This window comes from Bradyrhizobium sp. LA6.8, assembly GCF_040547935.1.
In the GTDB taxonomy this organism is placed as follows: domain Bacteria; phylum Pseudomonadota; class Alphaproteobacteria; order Rhizobiales; family Xanthobacteraceae; genus Bradyrhizobium; species Bradyrhizobium barranii.
The window spans coordinates 350024-364057 of sequence record NZ_JBEPQQ010000003.1 but is presented as its reverse complement, the minus strand read 5'-3'; the positions used below and the strand labels follow the sequence as shown (position 1 = coordinate 364057).

The window sequence follows — 14034 nt, the reverse complement described above, 5'->3', positions numbered from 1 at the left end:
TTCGAGAAGCATGTCTTGCCGCTGCCTCAACTGGCGTCGCGGGGAAAAACCGGCTGTTTCCGGATCATGCTTTCGGCCCGCGCTGTGTAGGGGGATGGGGCGCTGAGGTCAATAGTGCGAGTGGCGGCCCAAACTCTTGGCGGAGGCGGGGATTCGCTCGCGGTATCCGCCGCTTAGGCCGGAATTTTCAACTCGATTGGCGGCCCGCTATCCACGCCGAACAGCGCCGGTGGCTTGCCGGCGCGGAGGTTTCACCCGCGCCGAGAGGCCGTTCGTCCGTCAGTTCGCTTCCCGCCGGACTTCGCTCGGCACCGGCTGCGGCGTGCCGGCGGGGGTCGGCAGGGCCACGGGGCGCAGGCCGATCAGCTCGGCGGTGCGGATCGCGCTCTCGCGCCAGAACTGGAACGAGTTGATGCGGCTGAGCTCGAGGATCGCGATCGCGACCGCGGCCAGGAACGGCAGGCTTTGCAGCACCAGGACGCCGGCGAAGATGTAGATCTCGGTGATCTGGCGATAGCTGTTGGAGGCGATCAGCACGCCGGCGCCGATCACCAGCAGGGTGCCGATCACGGCCTCCCAGAACGCCTGGAATTCGATCGACATCCTGGACAGGCCGCCCTTGGAGGTGCGCGCGAACGCGATGTGCTCGGTGATGAGACCTTGTGCCACCGCGCGCGACACCGTCCATTGCACGCTCATCGCGGCGATCATCGCGCCCATCATCTGGCCGGGTTTGATCGCGACGCGCGCGCGGTACATCGACAGGAAGTGCGCGAGCGAGACGATGAAGGCGCCGATGATCGGCAGGGTCAGGATCTTGTCGGGGATGGCGATGTCGGCGAAGGCGACGATCGGCACCCAGATGAGGTTGAGCAGCGCCACCACCACGCCGAGGCTTTCGGCGCCGAGCCAGTTCAGCCAGCCCAGGCCATATTCGCGCTTCTGGTCGGGCGTCAGCCGGCTGCGGCCGGGCAGGAAGTGCCGCCAGTGCTTCTTCACGATCTGGAGGCCGCCATAGGCCCAGCGGTGACGCTGCTTCTTGAAGGCCTCGTAGGTGTCGGGGAGCAGGCCCTGGCCGTAGCGGTGATTGGTGTAGTGGGTGGTCCAGCCGAGCTGCTGGATCGCAAGGCCGAGATCGCTGTCCTCGCAGATCGTGTCGGATGACCAGCCGCCGGCCATGTCCATCGCGGCACGGCGGATCAGGCACATCGTGCCGTGCACGATGATGGCGTTGGCCTCGTTGCGCTGGACCATGCCGATGTCGAAGAAGCCGGCATATTCGCCGTTCATGATGTAGTGCATGATCGACAGGTCGCCGTCGCGATGCTCCTGCGGCGCCTGCACGAGGCCGACGCGCGGGTCGGCGAAAGCCGGCACGAGGTCCTTCAGCCAGTCGGGATCGACGACATAATCGGCATCGAGAATGCCGATGATCTCGGCATCGACGGCGGTGCGGTCCATCGCGATCCGCAGCGCGCCGGCCTTGAAGCCCTGCACCTTCTCGGCGTTGATGAACTTGAAGCGTTCACCGAGCGCGCGGCAATGGTCCTGGATCGGCTGCCAGAACGCGGGATCGGGCGTGTTGTTGATGATGACGACGCATTCGTAGTTCGGATAGTTCAGCCGCGACAGCGCATCGAGCGTCTGCTTCAGCATCTCGACCGGCTCGAAATAAGCGGGGATGTGGATCGAGACCTTCGGGTAGTAATTCTCGGGAACGTTCTCGACCGGCTTGCTCTTGGAGAGCAGCCGCTGCGGCGGCCGGCCCAAGGCCACTGCCGCGATCTCGTCGACGCGCGCCATCGCGATGAGGACAAGGGGAACAAGCAGGATCATGCCGAGCGTGAGCGCGAAGGCCGAGCCGAAGATGAAATAGTGGTCGTTCCAGAACGCGAACACGGTCGCGGCCCAGGCGCCGACGCCGTTGGCGGTCGCCGATAGCAGGAACGCCTGCCTGGCGGTCGGCTGTTCCAGCCGCAGGATCGGCAGCGACAGGAGGATGCCGACCAGCAGCGCAATTCCCATCAGCTTCCAGTAGTCGGGATTCTCGACCGGGCCGGTCCAGGCGAATTTCGGCTCGCGGCTGGCGTTGAGGATGCCCCAGTACGGGCCGACGCCACCCTCGAAATATTTCCAGGGCTGATCGATGGCTTCGACGATGTTGTATTCCATGCCGATGGCTTCGGCGCGGCTGACGAAGTTGCGCAGGGTCAGCGCCTGCTGGAACGGACCGGGGTCGGCGTTGCGCAGGTTGTAGCCCTGGCTCGGCCAGCCGAATTCGGCGATCACGATGCGCTTGCCCGGGAACAGGTTGCGCAGCAGGTTATAGCGGTCGACGGCCTGGTCGACCGCCTGGTCCGAGCGGAAGTTTTCCCAATAGGGCAGCACGTGGGCGGCGATGAAGTCGACGTTGGAGGCAAGGTCGGGATTGTCGCGCCAGATGTTCCAGATCTCGCCGGTCGTGACGGGCACGCGGACCGAGCCCTTCACCTTCTTGATCATGTCGATGAGGTCTTCGACCTTCTGCTCGCCGCGGTAGATCACCTCGTTGCCGACCACGACGCCGACGACGTTGCTGTTCTTGCGGGCGAGTTCGATGGCGGCCTTGATCTCGCGCTCGTTGCGATCCTTGTCCTTGTCGATCCAGGCGCCGACGGTGACCTTGAGGCCGAACTCGGCCGCGATCGGCGGCACCAGCTCGACGCCGCCGGTGGACGAATAGAGACGGATCGCGCGCGTCATCGTCGACAGCGTCTTCAGGTCGGCGCGGATTTTCTCGACGGTGGGGATGTTGTCGATGTCGGGGTGCGCCGCGCCTTCGAACGGGGCGTAGGAGACGCTGGGCAGCAGGCCCTTGAAGTCGGGCGCGGGTTCCCTATCGCGCAGGACTCCCCAGATGCCGGCGTGAAGCACGGACACAAGCAACAGAACGGCGGCGACAACGCGCATCGCGGCTAAACCAAAAGGGGCTGAGGTGGCAGGGAAGCGGATCCGACCCCGAGATCCGACCGAGTCCGCGGCAAATGGAGCATACCTCTGCCGCGCGGTTTCACAACTGTCATGGCCTCATGACCGTATGAGGGCATGACAGTTTCGGAATGTGCGGCAGTGCCAACCGCTTCTATCGCCGATCGTTCCTGAACGGCGGCTGAAACGATCGCGGCTATTTCGAGGGCGCCGGTGTCGGGCTTGCCGCAGCCGCGGGGCTCGCGGCCGGCTGCGGGGCCGGCGAATTGCCCGTGGTTGGCGCCGCCGGCTGGGAGGCGCTGGCTGACGCCTGCTGCGGCTGGGATGCCGGGTTGATCCAGCAGGCGTGCACGCGGCTGTCCAGGGTCTCGGCGACCTTGGGATCGATCTGGCCGCCAAAGCGGGTCAGGCAGCGGAAGGCGGCCTGGATGTGGCCGCCGGGGCAGCCGAAGCGGTCGTAGAGGTCGAGATGGCGGAACGCGGTATCGAGGTCGTCGCGCCACATCAGCCGCACCACGCGCCGGCCGAGCCAGACGCATTCGGGGTTGCCGGCCGGGCCGTTGATGACCTGGGCTGCTTCGGCGAACTCGTCGGTGCGGCGCTGGTTCTGGGCGGCGTCCTTGGCGGCGGCATCGGCGGGCTGGGCGGCTGCCTTGCCCTGGTCCGGGGCGGGCGTGCCGCTCTGGGCGGAGGCGCCACCGAGACCGACCATCACGACCAGGGAGGAGACGGCCAAGGTGGCGGCGAACTGCCGCAGGACCGCATTTCGTAACTCGAACACCCGTTGCCGCATGAATTCCCCAATATATCAGCTGACCGCCCGCGCCAGGACCTCGCGGACTCGCCGGTGATGGCGTCCAAATGGGTCCCCAATGCGGCGGCAAAGTCCTGCCGAGTCCATGACCTGAATTTGAAATTTTGTCCAGCAAAGTCACGATCCTAGGCCTCTGTCGAACGGCCGCAGGTAAATTCCTCGGGGGAGGGAAGGATCCATCCCGGACACACCCCTTGGCAGATGGCGCGTGAGCAGGTAATCGACGGCACCTCGCGGAGGACGGAACCGATTTCTCTTCGTACGCCACTGGCGCTTCTGCTCGTTTCACTGGGTGCGATTGCTGCCGTGTGGTGGTGGCTGGCCACGCCAATCACGCTCGCGCGTGCCCCGATCGACCCGGCCGACAAGGTCCAATGCGTCTCCTATGCGCCGTTCCGCGGGGAACAGTCGCCGCTGAACGCGTGGACCCATATCGAGGCCGACCAAATCGAGCAGGATTTGCGCCAGCTCAAGGAGATCACCGACTGCGTCCGCACCTATTCGATGGAGAACGGGCTCGACCAGGTGCCGGCGATCGCCGCCAAGGTCGGCGGGCTGAAGGTGCTCCAGGGCATCTGGCTCTCCAGCAACCGCGCCAAGAATTTTGAGCAGGCCGCGCTCGCCGTCCGCCTTTCCAAGGAATTCCCCGGCATCATCACGAGCGTCATCGTCGGCAACGAGGTGCTGCTGCGCGGCGAGATGACGACCGCCGACCTCGTCTCCATCATCCGCTCGGTGAAGGCGCAGGTCAGCGTGCCCGTCACCTATGCCGACGTCTGGGAGTTCTGGCTCAGGAATCGCGAGGTCTACGACGCCGTCGACTTCGTCACGATCCACATCCTGCCTTATTGGGAGGATGTTCCGGTGAAGGCGAAGTTCGCAGCGAGCCATGTCGAGGCGATCCGCGAGCGTATGGCGGTGGCCTTCCCCGGCAAGGAGATCCTGATCGGCGAAACCGGCTGGCCCAGCGAAGGGCGCATGCGCGAGGGCGCGCTGCCGTCGCGCACCAACCAGGCGCGCGTCGTCTCGGAAATCCTGGGCCTGGCGAAAGCGAACAAGTTTCGCGTCAATCTGATCGAGTCCTATGACCAGCCCTGGAAGCGCAAGCTGGAAGGCACCGTCGGCGGCTATTGGGGTCTGTATGACTCGGTGCGCCGGAACCTGAAATATCCGCCGGGCCAGCCGATCAGCAATTTCCCGTACTGGAAATGGTACATGGGCGCCGGCATGGGCCTCTGCGTGCTGGTGTTCGCGGTCGCCGGCCTCACGCTGCGCAGGCGGCCGTGGACGCCGCGCTTCTCGGCCTGGCTCGGCGTCGCGATCTCGGCGACATCAGCGGGCACGCTGCTCGGGATCGGCGTCGACAAGATGTATTATGAGAGCTACGGCATCGGCGGCTGGCTGCACTGGGGCGCGCTGCTTCTGGCCGGAATCCTGTCGCCGATCTTCTGCGCGCAGGCGATGGTGATCGGCCGCAGCCTTCCGACCTTCCTCGATCTGCTCGGCCCGCGCGAGGGCCGCAAATGGTCGAAGCTCACCGCCGTGCTCGGCCTGACGCTGGCGGTGACCGCGGTGATCGCGGCGCAGACTGCGCTCGCCTTCGTGTTCGACTCGCGCTACCATGACTTCCCCTACGCCTCGCTGACGATGGCGGTGGTGCCGTTCGCGGTGCTGATGCTGAACCGGCCGCAGATCGGCCAGCGTCCGATGGCGGAATCGGTATTCGCGGGCCTGCTCACGCTGGCGGCCGCCTATGTGCTGTTCAACGAGGGCCGCGAGAACTGGCAGTCGCTGTGGACCTGCGCGATCTACTTGCTGTTTGCGTTCACGCTGTGGCGGGCGCGGGCCGAGCAAATCCAAGAATGAACAGGCCGATCGCAAGGCCCGACAGCACGACATTGTAGAGCACGATGCCGAGGCCGGCGGCGACGATGCCGACGGTCAGCAGCACGATCGACGGCCGCATCAGGTTCAGCGTCGCTACCACCAGCGCGACGATGCCGAACACCGAATTCTTGAACAGCACCGTCGAGACCGTGCGCGCCTTGCAGATCAGCGTCTGCAGGCCGGCGTCACAGGCGAGGCCGACGGTCGAGTTCTCGATGCCGAGATAGCGCAGATAGATCGCATAGCCGACGGACACGAAGCCGACGACGATCAGGAACTGCACCTGGTAGGGCGTGAGGCGGAAGGGCTTTTTTGTCATGGGCGCAATATGGTCGGGATGACGGGAGGGGGCAACAGGCGAGGCGGATATTTCTGATCGCTTGCGCCGTTCGACGAGTCATTGGTCGACGGCCATTGACGCCCCAATTTGATGAGCGGCCGCAGTGATCTAACTCGTGCGCGTCCCTACCGCCTGAAGAACGACGACAGCGTCGATCCTGCCGAGGCCGTCTCCGGCTTCGCCGGTGCGGCCGGCGGCTGAGGGGCAGGTGCAGGCGCGGGCTCCTCGCGCTTCGACGAGTGTTTTGAGGAGTAGCTGCGGCGGCGCTTCTCGGGTTTGGCGGCAGGAGCGGGGGCCGGCGCGGTCTCGGCTTGCGGGACGGCGTCCTGGGTCTTGTCTGCGTTCTTCTCCTGAACCCGGTCCTGAGTCTTCTCTTGTCCCTTCTCCGATCCGCCGCGCATCGACAGGCGCTGGCCGTCGAACACGGTGGTCTCGCAATGGCGGTCGTTCTCGGCGAGGCCGGCACAGAGCTTTGCGGCGGCGGCGGCATTGATCAGCGGGCCGGCGCCGAGACGGAGCTGCATGCCGACGCCGGCATTGCCTTCCTTGATCATGATGATCGGCCGCAGCGCCGCGATCTCCGGATTGGACTTGGTCAGGCCGCGCCAGAGCGCGCGCAGGCCGTCGAGCGAGTTGGCGCCGCCAAGGTCGATGGCGAAGCGCGTCTGCTGGACCGCGATTGCAGGGGCCTCGCTCTCGGCCGTCTCCGGCGGCTTGGCCGGCGCCGCTGCGACCTCGGTCGTCGCCGGCGCCTGCTCGGGCTTCTTCTCGGCGGCCTTCTCCGTCGTCTCGGGCTGCGTCAGCTTCGATGCGGCGGGATCGGGTGGCGCCATGATCGACTTGGATGGCACCAGCGGAAGCATGGGCAGTGCCGACGTTGTCAGCGGCGACTGCGATACCAGCGAGGCCATGGCGGCGTTCTGCGGCGGCGGGATCAACTGATCCTTTGCGGCCTCCTTCAGGGCGTCTTTTGTCGGCTCCTTCGCCTGGTCCTTCGCGGCTGCCGCGCGCGGCTTGTCACTTGGGGGAGCCGGCGTCGAGGCGACCGGCGCGACGGTCGGCGCCGCGGGCTGGGTGTCAGGCGCCGGCGCGTCCTGCGGCTTCGCGCTCTGCTTGGCGATGGCGCCGGTGACGGAATCCATCCCTTGCTCGAGCACGGTGACGCGCGAATAGAGCCGGTCACGATCGGTGTTCAGCGTCTCGATGGCGGAGGCGAGGCGGCGGGCCTCGTTCTGGCTCTCCTTGGTCAGCATCTGGAGCCGGTCGGCCTGGCGCGACAGATCGGCCGACGCAACCTGGTCACGGCGCCAGCCGAGCTGGGCCTGATTGGCCATCACGGCCATCACGACGGCGCCGACGGCAACCACGCCCCACGCGCCCAGCCGCCACATCATGCTGCGGTCGACCGCGCTTTCCTCGGCCAGAAGTCCGGAGAACAGCCCGCCGGTCTCCTTGGCCCCGAAGGCGTCCGCCAGTGGGTCGGAATCCTTTGCCATGAACGTTAAGTGCCCAGCCCCGAACTGCTTCCCCGAATCAATCAGGGAACATTAACAGGAAAACCCCGTCGCACTTGAATTCCGGGCGTTTGCGGGGGTAGCAAGGCGACAGCTCATGACGGCATCGGCCTGGCGCCGCCCGTTGATTCGGCCATGTTTGACAGGATTTCGATGACCGCCCGTTCCAGCCTCACGATCGTGCTCGCCGCCGGCGAAGGCACGCGCATGCGATCGAACCTACCGAAAGTGCTGCATCCGGTCGCCCACCAGAGCCTGCTCGCGCACGTGCTCGCCGCTACACCGAAGGGAACCGGCACCTCGCTCGCCGTCGTGATCGGCCCCGACCATCAGGCGGTCGCGGACGAGGCGAAGCGCATCCGTCCCGATGCGCTCACCTTCGTGCAGGCAGAACGGCTCGGCACCGCGCATGCGGTGCTGGCGGCGCGCGAGGCGATTGCGCGGGGCGCCGACGATCTGCTGATTGCCTTCGGCGACACGCCGCTGATCTCGGCCGAGACCTTTGCGCGGCTGCGCGCGCCGCTCGCGAAGGGCGCAGCAATCGCCGCGCTCGGCTTTCGCGCCGCCGATCCCACCGGCTATGGCCGCTTCATCGTCGAGGGCGACCGTCTGGTCGCGATCCGCGAGCATGCCGATGCCAGCGCGGAAGAGCGCAAGATCGATCTGTGCAATGCCGGCCTGATGGCGATCGACGGGCGCCGTGCACTCGCGATCCTCGACAAGATCGGCAATGCGAATTCGAAGGGCGAATATTATCTGACCGACGCGGTCGGCGTCGTTCGTGAACAGGGATGGGAGGCCGTCGTGATCGAGACCAGCGAGGACGAGGTGCGCGGCATCAACACCAAGGCGCAGCTCGCAGAGGCCGAAGGCGTGATGCAGGCGCGCTTGCGCAAAGCGGCGATGGAATCAGGCGTCACGCTGATCGCGCCCGAGACCGTTTATTTGTCCGCCGACACCGTGTTCGGCAATGACGTCACCATCGAGCCGTTCGTTGTGATCGGTCCGGGCGTGTCGATCGCCGACGGCACGGTGATCCATTCCTTCTCGCATATCGTGCAGACCACGCTCGGCAAGAACGTCTCGATCGGCCCCTATGCGCGGCTGCGACCCGGCACCTCGCTCGGCGACGGCGCGCGCATCGGCAATTTCGTCGAGACCAAGGCCGCGACGCTGGAGGCCGGCGTCAAGGTCAACCATCTCTCGTACATTGGCGATGCCACCGTCGGCGCCAATTCCAACATCGGCGCCGGCACCATCACCTGCAACTACGACGGCTTCAAGAAGCACAAGACGATCATCGGGCAGGGCGCCTTCGTCGGCACCAACTCCTCTCTCGTCGCGCCCGTGAAGATCGGCAACGGCGCCTATATCGGCTCCGGCTCGGTGATCACGCGCGATGTGCCCGACGACGCCATGGCGCTGGAGCGCAACCAGCAGACCATCAGGGAAGGCGGCGCCGCGCGCTATCGAGAGATGAAGACCGGCGGCAAGAAGCCGGAAAAGAAGCCGGAGAACTGAGCGCCAATCGCGGTGTCCTCTCGCTTTGTGCGCGATCTCTTCAGTTTTCTGATCGACACATTCGTCACGGGGATGGGGCGACGGCTGCTGCGGGAAGTGAACGAGTACGATCCGCCCGAGATTTTGGCCCTCGTCATCGGGCTGGCGTTCTGGGCGCTCCTCATTTCCCTCGTCTGGGCCGTGACGCTGGGGTGGTAAGGCGCGCCGCTATTCGTCGTCGGAGAATTCCGAGAAGATCGCGCGCGTCAGGCGCCAGCCGCGCGGCTTGGCGCGCTTGGCCGGCTCACCGGCAGCGTGCTTGACGAAGACGGGCTTGCTTTCCTTGCCGCGCTGGGGCGGCGGCCAATGCGCAAGGTGCGTGCCAGTGGTCTCGCTGGCGTGGGCATACATCGATGACAGGCCTTTGCGGCCGGACGAGCTTTTCATGACCTTACTCCCTGGCCGGGAATCGTTGGTCAAACTTATTGACAACAAGTTAATGCGCGCGGTTTAAGGCCGGCCAATTCGACGCAGTCGAAGCCGGATGCGAAACGGTGCTGTCTCAATCAGCAATAATTATTGAGTATCTGGTTCCTTAGGAACTTCGCTAAAGACCGAGCGGATCGTTTAGGCGATTTTTCGACGATTTGGGGGATATTGATCCGCATGTGCGGGATTGTCGGCATTCTCGGGCGCACGCCGGTTGCAGAGCAATTGGTGGATTCGCTCAAACGTCTTGAATATCGCGGCTACGACTCCGCGGGCGTCGCCACGCTCGAAGGCAAGCATCTCGAGCGCCGCCGCGCCGAGGGCAAGCTGAAGAACCTGGAGAAGCGTCTCGAAGCCGAGCCGCTCAAAGGCACAACCGGCATCGGCCACACCCGCTGGGCCACCCACGGCAAGCCGACCGTCAACAATGCCCATCCGCACGCGACCGAACGCGTTGCCGTGGTCCACAACGGCATCATCGAGAATTTCCGCGAGCTGCGCGAGGAGCTCGAGAAGAAGGGCACGGTGTTCCACACCGAGACCGACACCGAGATCGTGCTGCATCTCGTGGACGATCTGCTCACGCGCGGCAACAAGCCCGTGGAAGCGGTGAAGCTGACGCTGGCGCGGCTACGCGGCGCCTTCGCGCTCGGCTTCATCTTCGCCGGTGACGACGACCTCATGATCGGCGCCCGCAACGGCCCGCCGCTCGCGATCGGATATGGCGACGGCGAGATGTATCTCGGCTCCGACGCCATCGCGCTCGGCCCGTTTACCGACACGATCAGCTATCTCGAAGACGGCGACTGGGTCGTGCTGACGCGCAAGGGCGCCACGGTCTTCGACAAGGACGGCCACGCCGTCCAGCGCGAGAAGATCAAGCACGCCGCCTCGACCTCGCTGGTCGACAAGGCCAATTACCGCCACTTCATGGCGAAGGAAATTCACGAGCAGCCGGAAGTGGTCGGCCACACGCTGGCGCGCTATGTCGACATGGCGACCGAGCGCGTCTCGCTGCCGGTCAAGCTGCCCTTCGACTTCAAGAGCATCCAGCGCATCAACATCACCGCCTGCGGCACCGCGAGCTACGCCGGCTTCGTCGCCAAATACTGGTTCGAACGCTTTGCGCGCGTGCCGGTCGAGGTCGATGTCGCCTCCGAATTCCGCTACCGCGAGGCGCCGTTGCGCAAGGGCGATCTCGCCATCTTCATCTCACAGTCGGGCGAGACCGCCGACACGCTGGCCGCGCTGCGTTATGCCAAGGCCGAGGGCGTGCACACGGTGGCCGTCGTCAACGTGCCGACCTCGACGATCGCGCGCGAGAGCGAGACCGTGCTGCAGACGCTGGCCGGTCCCGAGATCGGCGTCGCCTCGACCAAGGCCTTCACCTGCCAGCTCATGGTGCTGGCAAACCTTGCGATCGCGGCCGGCAAGGCTCGCGGCGAATTGTCCGACGAGGACGAGACCAAACTCGTTCATGGCCTCGTCGAGATCCCGCGCCTGATGTCGGACGCGCTCACCACCGAGCTCCAGATCGAGAAGCTGGCTCGTGAGATCGCCAAATCGCGCGACGTGCTCTATCTCGGCCGCGGCACCAGCTTTCCGCTCGCGCTCGAAGGCGCGCTGAAGCTGAAGGAGATCTCCTATATCCATGCCGAGGGCTATGCCGCCGGCGAGCTGAAGCACGGGCCGATCGCGCTGATCGACGAGACCATGCCGGTCGTCGTCATCGCGCCCTATGACCGCGTGTTCGAAAAGACCGTCTCCAACATGCAGGAGGTTGCCGCCCGCGGCGGCAGGATCATCCTGATGACGGACGCAAAGGGCGCGGAGGAGGCGACCGTCGAGTCCCTCGTCACCATCGTCATGCCCGACATGGCGGCCGCGTTCACGCCGATGGTCTATGCCGTCCCCGTGCAGCTGCTCGCCTATCATACGGCGGTTATCATGGGCACCGACGTCGACCAGCCGCGCAACCTCGCGAAATCGGTGACCGTGGAATAGGCAGAAGGGATCAGGCCGGAACGCTAGGTAGTCTTCCAAAACCTGCTAGAAGACCCTAGCTTGAGTGCAGCGACCGACCTGGAACCCGAATGACCCCCCGCGACGACGCGCCTGCGCCGCTTGATCCCATCCCGGAACCGCATACCGGCCTGATGGGCCGCTTCCGCAATTATTTTCTGACCGGCCTCGTCGTGACGGGGCCAATTGCCATTACGCTGTATCTGGTCTGGTGGTTCGTCACCTGGGTTGACGGCGTGGTGCGGCCGTTCGTGCCGCTGGCCTACCGGCCCGAAACCTATCTGCCGTATGTCGTTCCAGGTTGGGGACTGATTGTCGCATTCTTCACGCTGACGCTGGTCGGCTTCCTCGCGGCCAACCTGATCGGCCGGACGCTGGTCGATATCGGCGAGACCTTCCTCGGCCGGATTCCGGCGGTGCGCGCCATCTATCGCGGCCTGAAGCAGGTGTTCGAGACGCTGTTCTCGGGCAAGGGCTCGAGCTTCCGCAAAGTCGGCCTGGTCGAGTTTCCGTCGCCGGGGATGTGGTCGATCGTGCTGATCTCGCAGTCGCCGAATGAAGAGGTCGCGCGCAGCCTGCCGGGGCAGGAGGAGCACGTCTCGGTGTTCCTGCCGTGCTCGCCGAACCCGACCACAGGCTTCTTCTTCTACGTGCCCAAGAGCAAGATCGTCGAGGTCGACATGAGCACCGAGGATGCCGCGACGCTGATCATGTCGGCCGGCGTTGTGCAGCCGGGCTCGGCGCCCGACCCGAAGAAGGCCGCCGCGCTCGCGGGCATGGCGAACGCCGCGCGCATTGCCAACGCGTCCGCGCTCCAGCCCCAGCCCGCGAAGGTGGAGTAGGGCCATTCCCGTTTCGGATGGCCGCATTCACGCAAGCACTTTCGTCCTCTGCTAGTCTTCCGGTTGAATTGAGCGCCTCGCTCGGAATTCGACCTGGAGTGCATGATGACGAAGACCATTGCGATTCTCGCGCCCGGCGCCATGGGCAGCGCCGTAGCCCGCCGCCTCGGCGAAAACGGTGCGCGCGTGCTGACGTCGTTGAAGGGGCGTAGCGAGGCGACGCAAAAGCGCGCCGCTGACGCCGGCATGATCGGCGCCGAGGACGACGCGATCGCGGAGGCCGACATCATCCTTTCGATCGTGCCGCCGGGCGAAGCCGTGGCTTTGGCCGAACGCCTGGCGGCGCTGATCGTCCGGCGCGAGAAGAAGCCCATCGTCGTCGACTGCAACGCGGTCAATGTCGATACCGTGCAAAGAATCGAGGAGATCATCGGCTCGGCGCAGGCGCCGTTCGTCGATGGCGGCATCATCGGCTTCCCGCCGCAGCCCGGCGGCAAGAGCCCGGCTTTCTACCTGTCCGGCGAGTACGCTGGGGATCTCGCGGTGCTGAAGGATCTCGGGCTCGACGTGCGGATTGTCGAGGGACCCGTCGGCGCGGCCTCCGCGCTGAAGATGTCCTATGCAGGTATCGTCAAGGGCCTGGCCGGCATCGGCTCGGCCATGGTGGTCGCGGCCACGAAAGCGGGCGCGGCCGATGCGCTGCGCGACGAGCTCGCGCTGAGCCAGCCCGCGGTCCTGGCCCGGCTCGAAGTCGCGCTGCCGGACATGATCCCGAAGGCCTATCGCTGGGTCGCGGAGATGCGGGAGATCTCGGGTTTCCTCGGGCCCGACCATCCGGCGAGCCAGATCTACGAAGGCTTTGCACGCTGGTTCGAGCACCTCGCCGCGGACGCGAATGGCGAAGCGGTGGATGCGGCACTGCTGAAGGCGTTCGCAGCGCGTGTCGCGCAGAAGAAGGCCTGACCGTCCAGTCTGAAGTCACGGCGATGGATCACTCGCCGTGCACTGAAACCGACTCCAGAAAACCCTGGATGTCCCGGTCGCGTCTCAGGCGCACGACCGGGACATCGGGGCCATATTGAAGGCGCTCGGCCTCGATGACGGGCACGCGCTCGGTGTCGTAGCGCCACGCCTCCTTCATCAGTTTCCAGTCGAACTGTTCCGGACATCCCTCGGGCAGATCGGGTCGCGTCGTGTCGCGATCGAACGCGGAGCGCCAGAGAATGCGCCACTGGCAGAGCCAGCGCGGGCGGTCGATGACGACCAGGGTGTCGGCACGCGCAAGCGTGAGATCGAAGGCGAGCCCCGAGAAGCTGCCGTCGATGACCCATGCGTCGCCCGCGATCTCCTCCGCGACGCGTAGACGGAAGCTGGCCTTGTCGGATGGCTTCCATCCCGGCCGCCAGTAGAGCACGTCGAGATGCACCACGGGCAGTCCAAGCTTCCGCCCGAGACTTCGGGAGAGGCTCGTCTTTCCGCTTCCCTGAGAACCGACGACGATGACCCTGCGCATGAGCGCAAGGTTTCATAAAGTCGACCGCGGCGAAAGGGTGAGTCTAAAGGGTGAGTCTTCTGAAGCGGCTCTATCCACTTCGTCATTGCGAGCGCAGCGAAGCAATCCAGCCTGTCTCCGTGGGAAGATTCTGGATTGCTTCGCTG

The 14034-nt window shown here is 65.4% G+C and carries 12 protein-coding genes; 6 read left to right on the top strand and 6 right to left on the bottom strand.

Annotation, left to right across the window (positions count from 1 at the left end; all coding sequences use genetic code 11):
• Positions 1-279: 279 nt before the first annotated feature.
• Together ABIA90_RS15325 and ABIA90_RS15320 are read right to left on the bottom strand one after the other, a co-directional pair.
• Positions 280-2949: a glycosyltransferase gene (locus tag ABIA90_RS15325; RefSeq protein ID WP_354118175.1), complete on the bottom strand. Its 2670-nt coding sequence runs from the start codon at positions 2947-2949 to the stop codon at positions 280-282.
• Positions 2950-3163: 214 nt separating this feature from the next.
• Positions 3164-3760 carry a beta-1-3, beta-1-6-glucan biosynthesis protein gene (locus tag ABIA90_RS15320; protein WP_354118176.1) on the bottom strand — a complete coding sequence of 199 codons (597 nt, stop codon included), beginning with the start codon at positions 3758-3760 and terminating at the stop codon, positions 3164-3166.
• A gap of 222 nt (positions 3761-3982) precedes the next feature.
• Between ABIA90_RS15320 and ABIA90_RS15315 the strand changes: the two genes are divergently transcribed.
• The gene (locus ABIA90_RS15315) at positions 3983-5647 is read left to right on the top strand and encodes a glycoside hydrolase family 17 protein (protein WP_354118177.1); all 1665 of its coding nucleotides are present in this window, start codon (positions 3983-3985) and stop codon (positions 5645-5647) included.
• On the opposite strand, the gene ABIA90_RS15310 is transcribed toward ABIA90_RS15315, so the two are convergent.
• Positions 5607-5987, bottom strand: a complete 381-nt coding sequence (locus ABIA90_RS15310; protein WP_028147889.1) for a hypothetical protein — start codon at positions 5985-5987, stop codon at positions 5607-5609. The two genes, ABIA90_RS15315 and ABIA90_RS15310, sit on opposite strands and share 41 nt — an antisense overlap.
• Positions 5988-6133: 146 nt before the next feature.
• On the bottom strand, positions 6134-7504 hold the full coding sequence (locus ABIA90_RS15305; protein WP_354118178.1) for a hypothetical protein: 1371 nt from the start codon (positions 7502-7504) through the stop codon (positions 6134-6136).
• A 171-nt stretch (positions 7505-7675) separates the two neighbouring features.
• Between ABIA90_RS15305 and glmU the strand changes: the two genes are divergently transcribed.
• Complete coding sequence (gene glmU, locus ABIA90_RS15300; RefSeq protein ID WP_354118376.1) at positions 7676-9043, top strand: bifunctional UDP-N-acetylglucosamine diphosphorylase/glucosamine-1-phosphate N-acetyltransferase GlmU; 1368 nt, start codon at positions 7676-7678, stop codon at positions 9041-9043.
• A 12-nt stretch (positions 9044-9055) separates the two neighbouring features.
• Positions 9056-9241 carry a hypothetical protein gene (locus ABIA90_RS15295; protein ID WP_354118179.1) on the top strand — a complete coding sequence of 62 codons (186 nt, stop codon included), beginning with the start codon at positions 9056-9058 and terminating at the stop codon, positions 9239-9241.
• Between the two features lie 9 nt (positions 9242-9250).
• Here ABIA90_RS15295 and ABIA90_RS15290 read toward each other — a convergent pair whose 3' ends face one another.
• Positions 9251-9469 (bottom strand): hypothetical protein, encoded by a 219-nt coding sequence (locus ABIA90_RS15290; RefSeq protein ID WP_028158733.1) that lies wholly within the window; start codon positions 9467-9469, stop codon positions 9251-9253.
• Positions 9470-9688: 219 nt separating this feature from the next.
• Between ABIA90_RS15290 and glmS the strand changes: the two genes are divergently transcribed.
• From glmS to ABIA90_RS15275, 3 genes are all read left to right on the top strand, one after another.
• Complete coding sequence (glmS, locus tag ABIA90_RS15285) at positions 9689-11515, top strand: glutamine--fructose-6-phosphate transaminase (isomerizing) (RefSeq protein WP_208071273.1); 1827 nt, start codon at positions 9689-9691, stop codon at positions 11513-11515.
• Between the two features lie 89 nt (positions 11516-11604).
• Complete coding sequence (locus ABIA90_RS15280; protein ID WP_028147884.1) at positions 11605-12375, top strand: DUF502 domain-containing protein; 771 nt, start codon at positions 11605-11607, stop codon at positions 12373-12375.
• A gap of 105 nt (positions 12376-12480) precedes the next feature.
• Positions 12481-13338: an NAD(P)-dependent oxidoreductase gene (locus ABIA90_RS15275; protein ID WP_038955477.1), complete on the top strand. Its 858-nt coding sequence runs from the start codon at positions 12481-12483 to the stop codon at positions 13336-13338.
• Between the two features lie 28 nt (positions 13339-13366).
• Here the strand turns inward: ABIA90_RS15275 and ABIA90_RS15270 are convergent, their stop codons facing one another.
• Positions 13367-13888 (bottom strand): P-loop NTPase family protein, encoded by a 522-nt coding sequence (locus tag ABIA90_RS15270; protein WP_085404732.1) that lies wholly within the window; start codon positions 13886-13888, stop codon positions 13367-13369.
• Positions 13889-14034 lie beyond the last annotated feature (146 nt).